This is a genomic window from Pseudomonas marginalis, from assembly GCF_008692035.1.
Classification (GTDB): domain Bacteria; phylum Pseudomonadota; class Gammaproteobacteria; order Pseudomonadales; family Pseudomonadaceae; genus Aquipseudomonas; species Aquipseudomonas marginalis.
Genome location: NZ_VTFG01000002.1, coordinates 1,507,301 through 1,521,454 on the forward strand (window position 1 = coordinate 1,507,301; position 14,154 = coordinate 1,521,454).

Annotated in this window: 15 protein-coding genes and 1 tRNA gene; 5 read left to right on the top strand and 11 right to left on the bottom strand. The window is 59.5% G+C overall.

Translation table 11 applies throughout. The annotated features are described in order from the left end of the window. Positions 1-8 precede the first annotated feature (8 nt). From sctC to FX984_RS27240, 3 genes are read left to right on the top strand one after another with little or no spacing between them, the layout of a single operon-like run. Entirely contained in the window at positions 9-2,144 is a 2,136-nt protein-coding gene (sctC, locus tag FX984_RS27230; RefSeq protein WP_108573856.1) for a type III secretion system outer membrane ring subunit SctC, read from the top strand. Beyond that, positions 2,141-2,344, top strand: coding sequence for an HrpT family type III secretion system protein (gene hrpT / locus FX984_RS27235; RefSeq protein WP_027606899.1), 204 nt, complete (start codon positions 2,141-2,143; stop codon positions 2,342-2,344). The genes sctC and hrpT overlap by 4 nt, the downstream gene beginning before the upstream one ends. Positions 2,345-2,355: 11 nt before the next feature. Then, positions 2,356-2,706, top strand: coding sequence for a transcriptional regulator (locus tag FX984_RS27240; protein WP_098480937.1), 351 nt, complete (start codon positions 2,356-2,358; stop codon positions 2,704-2,706). Here FX984_RS27240 and sctU read toward each other — a convergent pair whose 3' ends face one another. From sctU to sctW, 11 genes are read right to left on the bottom strand one after another with little or no spacing between them, the layout of a single operon-like run. Beyond that, positions 2,707-3,804, bottom strand: coding sequence for a type III secretion system export apparatus subunit SctU (gene sctU, locus FX984_RS27245; RefSeq protein ID WP_146478130.1), 1,098 nt, complete (start codon positions 3,802-3,804; stop codon positions 2,707-2,709). After that, a complete protein-coding gene (gene sctT, locus FX984_RS27250; protein ID WP_027606902.1) occupies positions 3,801-4,589 on the bottom strand; it encodes a type III secretion system export apparatus subunit SctT in 789 nt (262 codons plus the stop codon). Before sctT ends, sctU begins: the two co-directional genes overlap by 4 nt. Positions 4,590-4,599: 10 nt before the next feature. Next, positions 4,600-4,863 carry a type III secretion system export apparatus subunit SctS gene (gene sctS / locus FX984_RS27255; protein ID WP_027606903.1) on the bottom strand — a complete coding sequence of 88 codons (264 nt, stop codon included), beginning with the start codon at positions 4,861-4,863 and terminating at the stop codon, positions 4,600-4,602. Between the two features lie 7 nt (positions 4,864-4,870). Continuing rightward, entirely contained in the window at positions 4,871-5,524 is a 654-nt protein-coding gene (gene sctR / locus FX984_RS27260) for a type III secretion system export apparatus subunit SctR (RefSeq protein WP_027606904.1), read from the bottom strand. Then, positions 5,521-6,534, bottom strand: a complete 1,014-nt coding sequence (locus FX984_RS27265) for a FliM/FliN family flagellar motor switch protein (RefSeq protein WP_098480402.1) — start codon at positions 6,532-6,534, stop codon at positions 5,521-5,523. The genes sctR and FX984_RS27265 overlap by 4 nt, the downstream gene beginning before the upstream one ends. Next, on the bottom strand, positions 6,528-6,989 hold the full coding sequence (locus FX984_RS27270; RefSeq protein ID WP_098480403.1) for a type III secretion system HrpP C-terminal domain-containing protein: 462 nt from the start codon (positions 6,987-6,989) through the stop codon (positions 6,528-6,530). Before FX984_RS27270 ends, FX984_RS27265 begins: the two co-directional genes overlap by 7 nt. After that, positions 6,986-7,414: a type III secretion system stalk subunit SctO gene (sctO, locus tag FX984_RS27275; protein WP_027606907.1), complete on the bottom strand. Its 429-nt coding sequence runs from the start codon at positions 7,412-7,414 to the stop codon at positions 6,986-6,988. Before sctO ends, FX984_RS27270 begins: the two co-directional genes overlap by 4 nt. Beyond that, positions 7,401-8,759 carry a FliI/YscN family ATPase gene (locus FX984_RS27280; protein WP_027606908.1) on the bottom strand — a complete coding sequence of 453 codons (1,359 nt, stop codon included), beginning with the start codon at positions 8,757-8,759 and terminating at the stop codon, positions 7,401-7,403. The genes sctO and FX984_RS27280 overlap by 14 nt, the downstream gene beginning before the upstream one ends. After that, positions 8,756-9,655: an FHA domain-containing protein gene (locus FX984_RS27285; RefSeq protein WP_146478174.1), complete on the bottom strand. Its 900-nt coding sequence runs from the start codon at positions 9,653-9,655 to the stop codon at positions 8,756-8,758. The genes FX984_RS27280 and FX984_RS27285 overlap by 4 nt, the downstream gene beginning before the upstream one ends. A gap of 34 nt (positions 9,656-9,689) precedes the next feature. Continuing rightward, positions 9,690-11,783 carry a type III secretion system export apparatus subunit SctV gene (sctV, locus tag FX984_RS27290; protein ID WP_027606910.1) on the bottom strand — a complete coding sequence of 698 codons (2,094 nt, stop codon included), beginning with the start codon at positions 11,781-11,783 and terminating at the stop codon, positions 9,690-9,692. Next, on the bottom strand, positions 11,780-12,868 hold the full coding sequence (gene sctW / locus FX984_RS27295; protein ID WP_169899173.1) for a type III secretion system gatekeeper subunit SctW: 1,089 nt from the start codon (positions 12,866-12,868) through the stop codon (positions 11,780-11,782). Before sctW ends, sctV begins: the two co-directional genes overlap by 4 nt. Before the next feature lie 262 nt (positions 12,869-13,130). Here sctW and FX984_RS27300 point away from each other — a divergent pair, with 262 nt between their 5' ends. Continuing rightward, positions 13,131-13,682 carry an RNA polymerase sigma factor gene (locus FX984_RS27300; protein WP_027606911.1) on the top strand — a complete coding sequence of 184 codons (552 nt, stop codon included), beginning with the start codon at positions 13,131-13,133 and terminating at the stop codon, positions 13,680-13,682. A gap of 361 nt (positions 13,683-14,043) precedes the next feature. After that, positions 14,044-14,120, top strand: a tRNA-Met gene (locus FX984_RS27305). The last annotated feature ends 34 nt before the right edge of the window (positions 14,121-14,154 follow it).

Sequence of the window (14,154 nt, forward strand, 5' to 3'; positions counted from 1 at the left end):
AACTGTGAATGTCTAACAAGCCTCACAAGCGCAGTCGCTTGCGTCCAGACTCGCCTGCCGATTCCCTTAAAAGATTCCATTGGCGCAACATGATCCTGCTTCCCTGGCTGCTGATCCCAGCAGGGAACACACTGGCGGCCATACCCCCCGAGTGGAAAAACACCGCATACGCTTATGAAGCTGAACATAAGCCACTCCGGGAAGTGCTGGAGGATTTCGCCCAGACCTTTGGGACACAACTACATGTCGAGGGCCTGCTGGAAGGCAACGTAAATGGCAAGATTCGCGCCAATACCCCGCAGTCGATGCTCGACCGTCTGGGGGTAGAACACCGTTTCCAGTGGTACCTGTACAACAACACCCTCTATATCAGCACGCTGGACCAGCAAGACTCGGCGCGCCTGGAGGTTTCTTCCGAGACCATTGCCGACCTTAAGCAAGCGCTCACCGATATTGGCCTGCTCGATAGCCGTTTCGGTTGGGGCGAGTTGCCCGAAGACGGCGTGGTACTGGTTTCGGGCCCTCGACGCTATATCGAGCAGATCAAACAGTTCAGTACCCAGCGCCGCTCTCCGGATGAAAAGCAGAGTGTGCTGAGTTTCCCGCTTAAATTCGCCAATGCGACGGATCGTCAAGTGGATTACCGCGGCGAGAAGCTCACTATTCCGGGAGTGGCCAGCATTCTGCGTGGATTGCTGGAGCCGCGCTCCAATTCGACCCTCAACAGGCTGAACCAACCCTCCCCGTCACAGCCAGCGCCGCTCGTACCGAACATTCCCCGATTGAACAACCCTTTACTGGGGCAGATGCTGGGTACAAACGTTAACACCGGGCAGGTGGATCCGCTCCCGACACTCACCTCGCGAGCCCCGGTCTCACCCAGCAGGATTCGCGTCGAAGCCGATGTACGCAATAACGCTGTGCTGATCTATGACCTGCCTGAGCGGCAGGGCATGTACCGAGAGTTGATCACTCAACTCGATGTCGCGCGCAAACTGGTGGAAATCGACGCGATCATTCTCGATATCGAGCGCACCCAATTGCGAGAGTTCGGGGTGAACTGGGGGTTTCAGAACAGCCGATTCCGTGGCGGCGTCAATATGGCACCGGGCACCTCTTCACAGGTGTCGATTGAGAACCGCGAGCGCTTCTACGCAGATATACGCGCGCTGGAAGCCAAGGGGCTGGCAAGCATGGTCTCCAACCCCTCGGTGCTCACCCTGGAAAACCAACCGGCGGTCATCGACTTCAACCGCACCCAGTACCTGACCCCCGGCCGGGAGAATGCAACCATTTTACCGGTCACCGTGGGCACCAGCTTCCAGGTGGTCCCCCGTGTCATCACCAGCCGTGGCAGCCACCAGATCCATTTGGCGGTGGATATCGAAGATGGCAACTTCAACGAAACCAACCCCACTCCCGGCAACCTCGATGTACGCCGAGGCAAGGTCAGCACCCAGGCCGTCATGGCGGAAAAGCGCTCACTGGTGGTCGGTGGTTTCCACGTCACCGAAAGCAGCGACAAGCGCAACAAAGTCCCCCTATTGGGTGATATCCCGCTACTGGGCAAGGCGCTGTTTTCCTCGACAGAACGGCAGAATAATCGACGTGAACGCCTGTTCATCCTCACCCCGCGCGTCATCGGTGACCAGGCCGATCCGTCGCGCTACCTGCCCCAGGCCGACCAGGTCGAATTGCAGGCAGCCCTCGCACCGTTGGCGCGGCGCTACAGCCCTCACCAGCCGGTAATCAAGCGCAGCGACATCATCAGTACCCTGGCGCACATGGTCAGCGGGAAAGTGCCCAAGGCCTTCAAGGCGGCACCAATGCCCCTGGGGCTAAACAGTTTGTGCAGCACCCGCGACTTGCTCGCGCTGAACACCGAACGCAGCCAATGGTATGCGGGACCGGACTACAACGTGGCGGTAGTGGTCCTGCGTAACCAGGTCAAACGCCACGTGCGTATCGACGAAAAGGAATGCAGCAACTCGCAGACCCTGGCCGTCAGCGTATGGCCGCGCGCCTGGCTCAAGCCGGGTGAGGAAGCCGAGGTGTTTATCGCCATGCGCCCGGTGGTGAAGGATGAACACCTCAGCGTGCCTCGCCCCTCCTTGATTACTCCTGCTCAGAAGGCCACGCCATGAAACACCGCTTATTGTGCGTCACCCTGATCGCAACGGCACTGCTTGTCACCGCCTGCACGCCCACCTGCAAGGGGGACTCCTGCTCACGCCCGCAATCGAGCAAGGACAAGATGGTGATCTGGTGGCCACCGCAGATGCGTGCCGAGCCTGGTCCCGCCGGGGAACGTGCGGATTACCAGACTATCTCGCTGGAACGATGAGCCGCCAGGAAATGCCCGACAATCAACGCCAGGTATTTCTGGACAATCTGGTGAGTGGCGCTGCCGCTCACCTGATACTCGCTCCCGGTATCAAAGCATGTGCACTGCACGCCGGCAAACGCCCGGGCATGGCCTTGCATGTCGCTCGTTCGGCATTACAGGCAGGGCAGTTGCAGCAGGTATTGGAGCGGCGCTTTGAGCTTGCCGTGGTGTTCGATGGTTGTTTTATCTACCTGGACGCGCAGGATGCCTTGGTAATCTGGCATGCGCTGCCGGCTGCAAACGATGCGCTCGACGGACTCCTCAGCCGGATGCTTTCCCTGGCCAACCTCCAAGCCCTGGACACACGCTCCACCTGCTGATCAGCGACGTTCCAACTCAGGCAATTCCAGCGTTTCGCGCTTGGCTTCATCATCAAGCTCACGCAAGGTGCGATAGATCAGTGCCACAGCCTGCAAGGATTCGCGGGGAATGCTTGCTCCCAACGCTTTGGTATAGAGCAAGCGCGCCAGCCATACGCATTGGATGACCGGCACCTCGGCAGCCTTCGCCTGCGCAATCAACTGGCGGGCGACGGCATCCGTACCTTTGCTGACCAGCAGCGGAAGCGGTGTCTTGCCCGGGCGGTAATACAGGGCGACAGCAAAGTGGGTCGGGTTGACCACCAGCATGTCGGCTTCCTCCAGCTTGGGCAGCTTGACCTTCGGTTCCTCCTGGGCCAATTGCTGCGCCAGCGCGCGGCGCTGGCCCTTCACATGCGGGTCGCCTTCCATATCCTTGTACTCTTTGACGACCTCGACCTGGGTCATGCGCATGCGCTTGGCGAAGAAGTACTTCTGCAAGGTGAAATCGATAACTGCCAGTACCAGTAACAATGCAAGACAGGCATGCAGCAGATAGCGGAACAGGGCGATCAACGCCAGCAGGTAACTTTGCAGATCGCTGTTGGCCAGGTTGATCAACGTCCCAAGAGAGGGCCAGACCACCAAAAATACGATCAGCCCCAAAAGAAACGCCTTGGCGATGCTCATCAACAGATTCATCAGCGACTGGGCAGAAAAGAATTGTTTAACTTGGCTGATCGGGTTGAGACGATTGAAATCGAGCTTCAGTGCCTCGGGTGCAAACAGCAATCCGAACTGCATCCAACTGGCGATCAGCTTCGTGGCAATCGCCACACCGGCCATCAGCAGGCCGAATGAGAAGAACACCACCAGGCCTTCAATCAGCACTTCTTCCAACGCCCGTACAAAGGGCTGGTCCAGGCGTGAGATCGGCAACACCATCAATTGCTGGAAACGTTGCAAGCTGGTATCGGCGGTGAACAAGGCGATCTCGCTGATGGCCGCCAGCACCATCAACTTGGCCACATCCTGACTTTGAGCGACCTGGCCTTTCCGGCGCTGGTCACGCAGCTTCTTGGCTGACGCCGGGTGCTTTTTTTCCCCCGAGTCACTCATGGCATCGGGGCCTTGAATAAAAGGCCCAGCGAGTGCTTCAGGTCACTCAGTTGGCTCATACTCCCCACGATCAAGTCCTGCAGCAGCGCAAAATACAACAGCAGAATACCGATCCCCGCCAGGCACTTGACCGGTGGCGCCAGCGTACTCACCTGTAGCTGCTGACTGTAGACCCCCAGCAGTGCGATGCCGAACTCCAGCAACAGCAGCACCGCGATAAAGGGAGCAGCGTAGAGCATCATATGGGTGAAGGTGTCGCCCAGCAGGCCGACAAATACGCTCATGCCATCAGGCGCCGGGAGTGGGAACCATACGGTGGGTGGCCAAATCAGGTAACTGTCCCAGATCACCTGAGTCAACGCGCCTAACCCCAGGGTGGCCATCAATAGAAAAATCGCCAATTGCTTGAACAAATGCCCTATCGGCGTCGCATCCGGCCCCAGTGAAGGATTGAGCTGACCACCGGCCAAGGCTCCGCGCTGGTTATCGAGCAAAGCCCCCACCGACTCGAACAGCCAGAACGGCATCGCAAGCAACATCCCCAGCAACACCCCCAGCGCCAACTCCTTGAGCGCCAATGCAGCGAGCACAAACGCTGAGTAATCATGCTCCGTCAACACAGCATGAATACCCGGCGCGGGCATCAGCGCCATGACCATCACAAGGATGTGCCGGAGCATGCCGCGTATATGCTGGAAACAGAACGCCGCCACCAGTATTCCGCACGGGTAGATTCGCGCCATGCCGATCATCAGACTGGGAAGGAAATCAAGATAAGCCAACACGGGCGAGGCCTCAGTTCCGGGCCGAGCGGCCAATCATTTCGAAGGTCAAGTTGATCAGTTGGATCAACTCCACGCCAATCCAGCGCCCCGTCAGGATCAACGTAACCCCTACAGCCACCAGCTTGATGCCAAAAGGCAGCGTCTGGTCCTGTATCTGCATCAATGCTTGCACCAGAGACACCAGCACCCCCACCACCACCGCCACAATCAATGGGGGGGCAGACAGCACCACCACCAGCAACATGCCCTGCTTGAACAGCACAATCGGGTCCATACGCCACTCAGAGATAGGAGAGGAACAAGCTGTCGAGCAACCGTGACCAACCCGACACCAACACGAACAACAGCAATTTGAGCGGCAGGGAAATGGTCATCGGCGAGACCATTTGCATGCCCAGCGCCAGCAGCAGGTTGGAAACAATCAGGTCGATCACGATGAAGGGGATATAGATCAAGAAGCCTATCTCGAACCCTGCCTGCAGCTGCGACAACACGAAAGCCGGAATCACCAGGATCAGATCTTCGCGTTGCACCTCCTGCGCCATTTGTGCAGGCCAGAGGCGCGTGGTGTTTTCCAGCAGGTGCGTCAATATATCCGGGTCCACATTGCGCAGCATGAATGCGCGTAACGGTGTGATGGCCTCATTGCCCGTCTGCAGAAACGTTTGCACGTTACTCATGTCCAGGGGCGATGCCTTGACGCTCTCGGCGATCTCATAACCCACTGGTGCCATGATGAACAGCGTGGCCGCCAACGCGATGCCATTGATGGCCATGCTGGGCGGTACCTGCTGCACACCGATGGCATTGCGGGTGATCATCAGCACGATGACGATCTTCAAGAACGATGTGCAGACGATCAACAGCATGGGCATCAGCGTTAATGCCCCCAGGAATACCGCCAGAATGAGGGGGTCTATCCCCTGCAAACTCATCGGCCGAACATCACGCGAGACAACTGCAACCCCAGGCGCCCATCGACTTCCACCAACTGCCCCTGGCCAATCGGCCGATCGCCGTAATACAGGCCGGCCATGCCGGGAGCGTAACCGCTAATGCCCAATACCGAACCGGGCGCGAGGTTACGCAGTTCGCCCAAGGTAAGGTTCAGCGTTCCACAGCGCACATTCAGCGCCATGCTCAACTCATCGAATGGTTCGTGGCCAAATACATCCACGACCGGTTCATCATCCTCATGCGCCGAGTAATGGGGCGCTGCAAAATGTTCGTCCACAGACGAGTCCTCGATAGAAGTAAGCGTCAGGCACAACGGCCCGGTGTCATCGTCAATGCGGCCATGCAAACGTTGCCTGCCAACCTGCACGTAGCCGCTGCCTTGGGCGGAAAAAAAATACGGGCCGAGCACCAGCACATCACCGGTACGCAGGCTGCGCACCTGCGCAATCGGTAACTGCACGCGGCCCAGGGTCACGGCGATTGCCAGTTGAAACGGCGCCGGCAAAGCTGCCGCAGTGGCGCGCCAAGGCCCTGCCTCACACAAGGCCAGGAAACTCTGGGGGGTCAACCATAGGTAGCCTTCAACCCGGGACGCCCCCTGGGTCACACTGAGCCGGCAGCCAAACCCCTTGGGTCGATCCGTTTCCAGCAAGCGCACATAACCCAGCAGCGCCCGCACCTGGGGACTCATGTGGTACTGGTACAAGGCCCAGAACCAGGAGTCCGGATCGTTGCCAACCTGGGACAGGGTCACCGGGCACTCACCCAGCAGACTGAGCAACGGCCCTGCTTCTACAAGCGCCAGCACGCCACACACCGTCTCAAAGCACAAAGCCTTGCCGCCAGCTGGGGCACGCCCGGGCTCAATCAGCAACTCGCCGGCCTGCCCGGCCACCTTGAACGGCAGGCGCAGGCCGCGCCCCAATCGACGGCGCGCGGCAACCGTATCGCTATTAATCAAGGGAAAGGTCAGCGCCGGCATCAGCATGCGCAACCGACGCTGGGCATCAGCAAGTTCACCGGCAGCCCCAGCGCTCCCGCGAATCGACCCTCGCACTGTTGGCGTACACCGCAAAGCCAGCGCGCCGTAGCGTCCTGCTCCGCCTCCAGCTCGATCGTCCAGGCGCCCTGCTCGCGGCGCACGCTGGCGTTGATCCGCCCCAGGCGAGGCAAGTACAGCACCGCCTGCAACGGCCACTGCGACGCAGCCTGCACACGAGGCGCCAGTTGCTCGGCAAGCGCCTCGATCAGGGCTATACCGGTGGACGCCTGTTTGCCCGATAAGGCAGTCCCCACACCAGCGCCGCCATCGTCTCCAGTAAAAAATTGAGTGAATAATCGCCCGAGTTCCATGGACACGGCTGTCGTGGCCCCCGGCTCACGCTCCTCCCGCGGCTCGCGCTGGCGCGGACGCTCAGTGGGTTTATTTGAAACCTGGGTCATGTCGGCTCCTGAGCCAGTAAGAGGGATAACTCCTGAAGTTTTTCCACCTGCCGCAGGCACTCCGTGACGTGTTTCTGGGCGCTGCCAACCCGACTTTCGCTTTCCCCCTGCTGGCCCCGCAACGCCTCCAACTGGCCTATCTCCCGCTGAGTACTGGCAGATAGGGAGCGCTCCTGCGCGCCCCAGGATTTCAAGGCCTTGAGGCTCAGCACCTGACCCTGATGCTGACTGAGCAATTCAGCACTTTGCCGGGCCTCCTCCTGCCGAGTCTGCTCAAGCGCATCCTTAGCCTGCTGGATATGTGCAAGCAGGGCCTGCTGGGCGCGCCTGGCCTCACGCAGGGCGCGCTCGGCGCGGTCAGCCCTGTGCCTGCGCAGGCGCCGCAACGTCTCGACTTCACCGAGAAGCACATCAGAATGGGACATGGGCGGTCAGATCCTTAAGTTGTTCCAGCGTCGCCACCATCGGCGTAGGCACACGCAAGTCCTGGCGCAGGAACCCGTCGACCGCCTGACGGCTGTCCACCGCCAGATCGGTCAGGGCATCGCTGCCGGGTTGATACTCTCCCAGCTTGAGCATCAGCTCGATCTGTTGGTACGCCGACAACAACCGTCGCAATGCCGTACCCGCCTGGATGTCCTCCGGCTCCGCGACGTTGCTCAAGATCCGTGAAAGGCTTGCCAACACATCCACCGCCGGGTAGTGCCCACGCTCGGCAAGCTTGCGGGACAGCACGATATGCCCATCGAGCAGCGAGCGAACTTCGTCGGCCACCGGATCGTTCATGGAGTCCTGCTCAATCAGCACCGTATAGATCGCGGTGATCACACCGTCACGCGTCAACCCGGCACGCTCCACCAGTCGTGGCAGCAGGCTGTATACCGAAGGAGGCAAACCTCCGCGCCCCAGGGGTTCGCCGGCAGCCAGGCCGATCTCACGCTGGGCCCGGGCGAAACGGGTCAAGGAGTCAATCAGCAGCAATACCCGCTGCCCCTTGCGCCGAAAACCTTCGGCCAATGCCGTGGCCGTGAACGCGGCGCGGGCGCGCTCCATGCTGGAGCGATCGGAGGTGGCGCACACCAGTACCGCCTTGGCGCGCAGCTGGTCATCGAGCTCATGGTCGAGAAATTCACGCAGCTCCCGCCCCCGCTCGCCGATCAGGCCGAACACGATGACATCGCACTCGACGTTACGCGCGATCTCGGCCAGCAGGGTGGTCTTGCCACAACCGGCCCCGGCGAACAGGCCTACACGCTGCCCCTCGCCAATCGTCATCAGGCCATCGATCGAACGCACGCCGGTGGCCAGTGCACGGTTAATCCTCGGCCGTTCAGTGGGCAACGGCGCTTCACACAACACCGCACTGGTATCCGGTAAGTCAGCCTCGACAAACGCACTCACGCCCTGCCCCGTAATCGGCCGCCCAAAACCATCCAGCACCTGGCCCAACAGGGCCTCGCTGACCTGGACTCGATGCGATACCCCAAGGCGCTCCACTCCAGCACCTACCCGCACGCCTTCCAAATTACCCAAGGCGCTGAGCACCGCGTCCTGCTGATCGAAGCCGATGATCTCGGCGAGCATGTAGTCGCCCGGACTTTTTTCCACCTGGCACAAATCGCCGATACGCGCCTGGGGTAGCCGGCACTGCAGCAGCATGCCGTTGACGCGCTGGATTCGGCCACGCATCGTCACCGGTGCAAAGGTGCTCAGTGACTGGGCCTGACGCTGTTGCCAGGCGTCCAGACGAGCTTGCAGTTCCGCACTCACCAGCGCACCTCGTAACGCTGCGCACCATCAAAAACCACTTTGCCGTTGTCGATCAGCACCAGCCGCAGCCCTTCCACTTCGTCGCCCACAAACAGTCGGCTGCCTTCTTCCAGGACCACGTGACCATTCGGCCCGCCGACGATTTGCACAATCCTGAATGGCAGTGTGCCGTCGCGCACACGCACACGGCTGATCACCGGCACCGAGCTGTCGAATTGCTCGCCAAAACGGCTGAGCATGCGTGCTACCAGCTCCACCTCGTCCTGTGAGACCTCTCCATTGAGCGCCACCTGGTCATTGATCACTTGCAAGGTAACCCGCTGACTCAACTCACGCTCGCTGAGCATCTTCAACAACTGCTGGCGTACTTCAAAAGACGAAGCCAATTCCTGTTTCTGCACCGCGGGCGGCATCAGCGAAGCCTGCGCCTCACGCTCCCCAGTGGAAACCATGCCCACTGCCACAATGATTACCGTCACCACCAGCACCAGGCTGATCAGGCGCTTCTGCTGGGAGGGCGAGATTGACGATAACGTCATCACCTGCGCAGGCACATCGGCCGCTAGCGGCGCTACCGGAGCAGGGGCTGCGGGTTGAGGCCAGGGTTGCTCGGCCAAGGTCACGCACAGCCGCACCCCTCCCACTGTAAACGGCACATTCAGTTCCAGTTTGGCGATCTGCGCCAGTACCTGGCCTTCGGGGTCTCGCAACAGTCCGGCTTCGGCCTGCACCAACCAGTTGGCGTCGATAAACCGCAGGCACGCATGCTGCTCGACGACTCCCGGATCGTTCAGCATCAGGTCAGCGTCCGCGTGCGCACCAATACTCCATCGCTCCCCAAATAACGGCAACGCAGCGCCCTGGCGCAGCCCATCAAGCACCCTTAACTCAAACATCATCGCAACCTCCACGCTGGCCATGGCCGAATACTCATGCCACCGCACCACGCATCAGCTCGTCCTGGCCCAGGTCAATTCGCCCCAGCACCTTGACCTTGGAGGAGCTCCCCAACTCGGCAAACGACAGCACCGGGACATGGTTGAACTCTTCCAGCAGCAAGGTACGCAAGGGGCTTCGCAGGTCCTGCGCCACCAACAGCACACTTTTACTCTTGGCCCTTAAGGTAAAGGCCTGGTTGAGCAGGCTGATCAACGCAGCGCTGTGCTCATCGTCAAGCGCGAAAAACACCCCGGTCTGGGTCTGTCGCAATGCCTCGCGCAGGATGTTTTCCGTATGCGGTGAAAGCAGCCAGGCATGCAGGCCGTCGGCCTCGCTGTACTGGTGGAAAATCTGCGCCTTGAGCGCAATACGCGCGTAGTCGGCCAATGCTTCCGGTTCACGCTCATGCTGGCCATACTCGATCAACGATTCGACAATCAGCCGTACGGCCCGCAGCGGCACACCTTCGCTGGCCAGGCGTTGCAACACCGACGAAAAGCGCGACAGCGGCATGATTCGCTGCAGTTCCTGCACCAGCTCCGGCTGGTTGTGCTCCAGCCAGCTGAGGATCGACTTGCTCTCCTGGATCCCCAGGAACTGCGGGCCGCTGAGCATCATGGCCTGCTTCATGCGTTCGATGATCAGACTGGTCGCGGTGAAGCGCTCCAGTTGCGGATCGTCGAGCAGTGGATCATCCGGTGCCAGCCAGACCCAGTCCTGTTCATCACGCTCGGCCAGCCCGGGTATTCCATGCTCGGGCTCGACCGTCAAGGCGTTACGCTCAACGGCCAGATAGTTGACAACCGAGGCCTTGACCATCGGCACTTCATGCACACAGAAACGCATTTCATCGGCGGCCAGCGAGTCATCGAGCTCGACCTCGAATGGCGGCAGGGTCAGGCCGATATTGGCAACCAGTGCATTTCGGGACTGGCGAATCCCATGAATAAGCTCCGTCACCTCAGGCGTCCCACGCAAAACCGGGGGAAACTGCAACAGGTAGGGGCGCGACGGATCGAACCCGCGCAAGTCCTCTTTTCCGTTCTCTTCGGGACGCACGGCTTCGGAGGCTTCGGCCGCGGGCGCTGCCTCTCGCTGACGCTGGCGCATCAGGTAATACCCCAATGTGCCGGTTATCAGCGAAATAAGGATAAATACCCCGGTCGGCATACCGGGCACTATCGCAAAGGCGAGCATGCCCACCGAAGCGATTATCCAGCTCTTGGGCTCGCTGGTCATTTGCCGGGCAATTTCGGCCCCCATGTTACTGATGCCCTTGCGCCCCTCCGGCGCCACCCGGGTGATGATCATGCCGGCGGTCAGGGAGATCAGCAGCGCCGGAATCTGTGCAATCAGGCCATCGCCGATAGTCAGCACCGAATACAACGCCATTGAATCAGCGGCGCTCAAGCCGTGCTGGAACATGCCCGTAGAGAAGCCACCCAGCAGGTTGACCACGACGATGATCAACCCCGCGATAGCGTCGCCCTTGACGAACTTCATGGCCCCATCCATCGCACCGAACAACTGGCTCTCACGGGACAACTGCTCGCGCTTGTCCCGCGCTTGCGTGCCGTCGATCAGGCCGGCACGCAAGTCACTGTCGATGGACATCTGCTTGCCCGGCATGGCGTCCAGGCTGAACCGCGCCGCGACCTCGGCCACCCGTTCCGAGCCCTTGGTGATCACCAGGAAGTTAACCAGGGTCAGGATCAGGAAAATCACCATTCCCACCGCCAGGTTGCCCCCCACCACGAAATTACCGAAGGCCTCGACGATATCGCCGGCGTCTTGCTCCAGCAGGATCAGACGCGTGGTTGCAATCGACAGGGCCAGTCGAAACATGGTGGTCAACAGCAGGATCGAGGGGAACGAAGAAAACGCCAGGGGGCCCGGCAGGTAAAGCGCAAGCACGATCAACAGGCACGAAATGCAAATATTGAGGGCGATCAGAATATCCACCAACCAGGTGGGTAACGGCACGATAAAGATGAATACGATGGCCATGACCACCACAGCGCCCAGCACCTCGGCGCGTTGTGCCACTTTGAGCAACCCACGGTTGATGGCCGACAGAGCGGTCACGTCATCAGCCTCGGTTCACCGGCATACCGTGTGGGTCCACGCAAGGCGCGGTCCAGTTCATCGATCACCGTCAGCAGGATCTGCAGGGTTTCCAGGCGTATTCGCTTTTCGGACCACAATGCCAGGGGAAATTGCTGAAAAAGAGGGTAAAGGGCATTGAGGGACATCAGTTGACGGTCAAGCGGACCGCCTCCCAGTTCGTCCCCCAACCGCAGCAATTCATCGACAGCGATACCGGCGCCGGCATACCCCAGCAGGCGTTGCAACAAGCTCACGGCGTTATGCTCGATACTCAAGCGCTGGATCAGCTTGTGACAACCGCCCAATACGCTGCTCAGTTGCCCGCAGTCCCGCAGGCCCATCAGCAAAGTGCGCAACAGGGGTGTGGGCATTGACGACACCGCGGCCGCGATGTCATCCGCCAAAGCCTTACGCATCACCTTGAGCCCGACGTGGAACTGCTCACCACCATATACACCCAGCAAAGCCTGCATCATCGTCGACAGGGACTGGCGCGTGACCACACTGGCATAGTAGAGCACACGCAGTGCCTGGCGCTCCTGCGGGTCGACCCCGGCCGACTGCAATGCCAAGGCAATGTTCAGGCCGGCCTGGATCTCCCCTTTGAAACGAGCCTCAAGCTTGGCAATTGCATCGCGCGCCAACGTAGTGTCGGACGGGCGGCCCTCGCTGTCTGCCTTGGCCACCACATGCTTGAGCACCACGAACGCGCGCGCCGGGTCCCCGTCCGCAAGCTTCAGCAATTTTTCGACAGTCGGTCTGTCCTGCAATTGCTGCCTGAAGAGCAGTGAGAGGAAAGCCAGGGTTTTCTTGGCCGGATGGCCCAACTGATCATAAAGTTGCGCAAGCTGCTCGGCCGGGAGCACGCGTACCACCATCTTTCGTTCGTTCAGCGCCCGGCTGTTGAGCTCCACCTCCTGACCAAACAGATGTGCAAGCTCATCGATGCCCTTCGCGGATGTGTGCACTTGCGCTGAGGCATGGCTGACAACCGCTTCACCCTCAGAGGGGTGGGTGCGCACATCGTTACGAGGGTCAGTTGTTTTACGGGATACTTGTTCCATGGACACGCCAGTACAGGAAGAGTGTTTCCCTGTGTGGCAACGTCTCCCCATGCAGTTCCATCAAAATCCGTGCTCACTAGGAATTTGAAAAAACTTGCAAAAGCCTTAGGCGCCCCATGCAAATCACTGCATAAAAACCCACCAAATAAAAATATTTATATATGTAAATCATATAGTTATGTATTTTTTTCGATTGGCACAGGGAGTGCTAAGGGGACCTGTCGACACCCGCTCGACTGCGTCTACCCTAAGGAAAAAAAACATGAATCTCCCCATTGAAGCTTTAGCTCACCTCGTTGGCAGCTCGCCTCAATTCATGCATCACCTGACAGACGACCAGCAGAAAAAACTCAGGCGCTTCATTCACAAGCGCGTACTCAACCCGGAAGATGCGGATGATCTTCTGCAACTGACGTACCTGGAGGCCTGGCGCAACCGCGAGCGCTTCTGCGGTAACGCCTCGCTCAGCACCTGGATGTGCGGCATCGCGCAAAACCTGATTCGCAACCACTTCAGGCGCATGTATGCCAAACCCGTGCATTGCGAATTTGATGAATCGCTGTGGCATGGGCAGGAAGAAAACAACAACCTGGATTGGGAGTTTGAGATCAACCGCCGCCTGGAGAACACCCTGAGCGCCATTGACCACCTGCCGACGGAAATGCGCAGGACGATGTACGCCTCGCTGGAAACCGACGGCAGCTACCAGGACACCGCCGATGTATTGGACATCCCTATCGGCACCGTTCGCTCACGCTTGTCGCGAGCACGCGAACAGCTCAAGCGCACCACCCAGAACCCGTTCCAATCGTAAAACCGGCTGACTGGCCAAGCGTTGGGCGAAAGGGATATCTGCCCAACCGAATCAGACCTTTTTCGTACATGCCAGGAAGATCACCAATCACCCTGACAGCGTCGCACCGATCCCGCCAAAACCGAACATCAGCCCCAAGCCCCTTGAGCGATCAGTCCCGTTGCAAGCAGGATCAACGAGCTGCTTTGCCCAGCAGCCGAGGGATTGCCTGGCGCCAGGGGGGTCCCTTCATAGAAGCAGCGAATCATCAACCACTCGTCGCCCAACTCGCTCATTTCCGATAAATAATTGAAAGCGTAGATAAAAACTCAAAATAAATGCTTGACGCATTCCCGTTCTACGCGAATAATGCGCGCCACTTGGCTACATAGCTCAGTTGGTTAGAGCATAGCATTCATAATGCTGGGGTCCGGGGTTCAAGTCCCTGTGTAGCCACCAAGTACCGATCCATAGATGTCTACAGCAGTCTATG

Coding starts and splice junctions, on each gene's coding strand:
- sctS (WP_027606903.1), bottom strand. CDS start 4,863: ATGGACCCGATTGTGCTGTTCAAGCAGGGCATGTTGCTGGTGGTGGTG.
- FX984_RS27300 (WP_027606911.1), top strand. CDS start 13,131: ATGAATCTCCCCATTGAAGCTTTAGCTCACCTCGTTGGCAGCTCGCCT.
- FX984_RS27285 (WP_146478174.1), bottom strand. CDS start 9,655: ATGTTTGAGTTAAGGGTGCTTGATGGGCTGCGCCAGGGCGCTGCGTTG.
- FX984_RS27265 (WP_098480402.1), bottom strand. CDS start 6,534: ATGCTGATGCCGGCGCTGACCTTTCCCTTGATTAATAGCGATACGGTT.
- FX984_RS27240 (WP_098480937.1), top strand. CDS start 2,356: ATGCCCGACAATCAACGCCAGGTATTTCTGGACAATCTGGTGAGTGGC.
- FX984_RS27270 (WP_098480403.1), bottom strand. CDS start 6,989: ATGACCCAGGTTTCAAATAAACCCACTGAGCGTCCGCGCCAGCGCGAG.
- sctW (WP_169899173.1), bottom strand. CDS start 12,868: ATGGAACAAGTATCCCGTAAAACAACTGACCCTCGTAACGATGTGCGC.
- sctC (WP_108573856.1), top strand. CDS start 9: ATGTCTAACAAGCCTCACAAGCGCAGTCGCTTGCGTCCAGACTCGCCT.
- sctR (WP_027606904.1), bottom strand. CDS start 5,524: ATGAGTTTGCAGGGGATAGACCCCCTCATTCTGGCGGTATTCCTGGGG.
- sctO (WP_027606907.1), bottom strand. CDS start 7,414: ATGTCCCATTCTGATGTGCTTCTCGGTGAAGTCGAGACGTTGCGGCGC.
- sctU (WP_146478130.1), bottom strand. CDS start 3,804: ATGAGTGACTCGGGGGAAAAAAAGCACCCGGCGTCAGCCAAGAAGCTG.
- hrpT (WP_027606899.1), top strand. CDS start 2,141: ATGAAACACCGCTTATTGTGCGTCACCCTGATCGCAACGGCACTGCTT.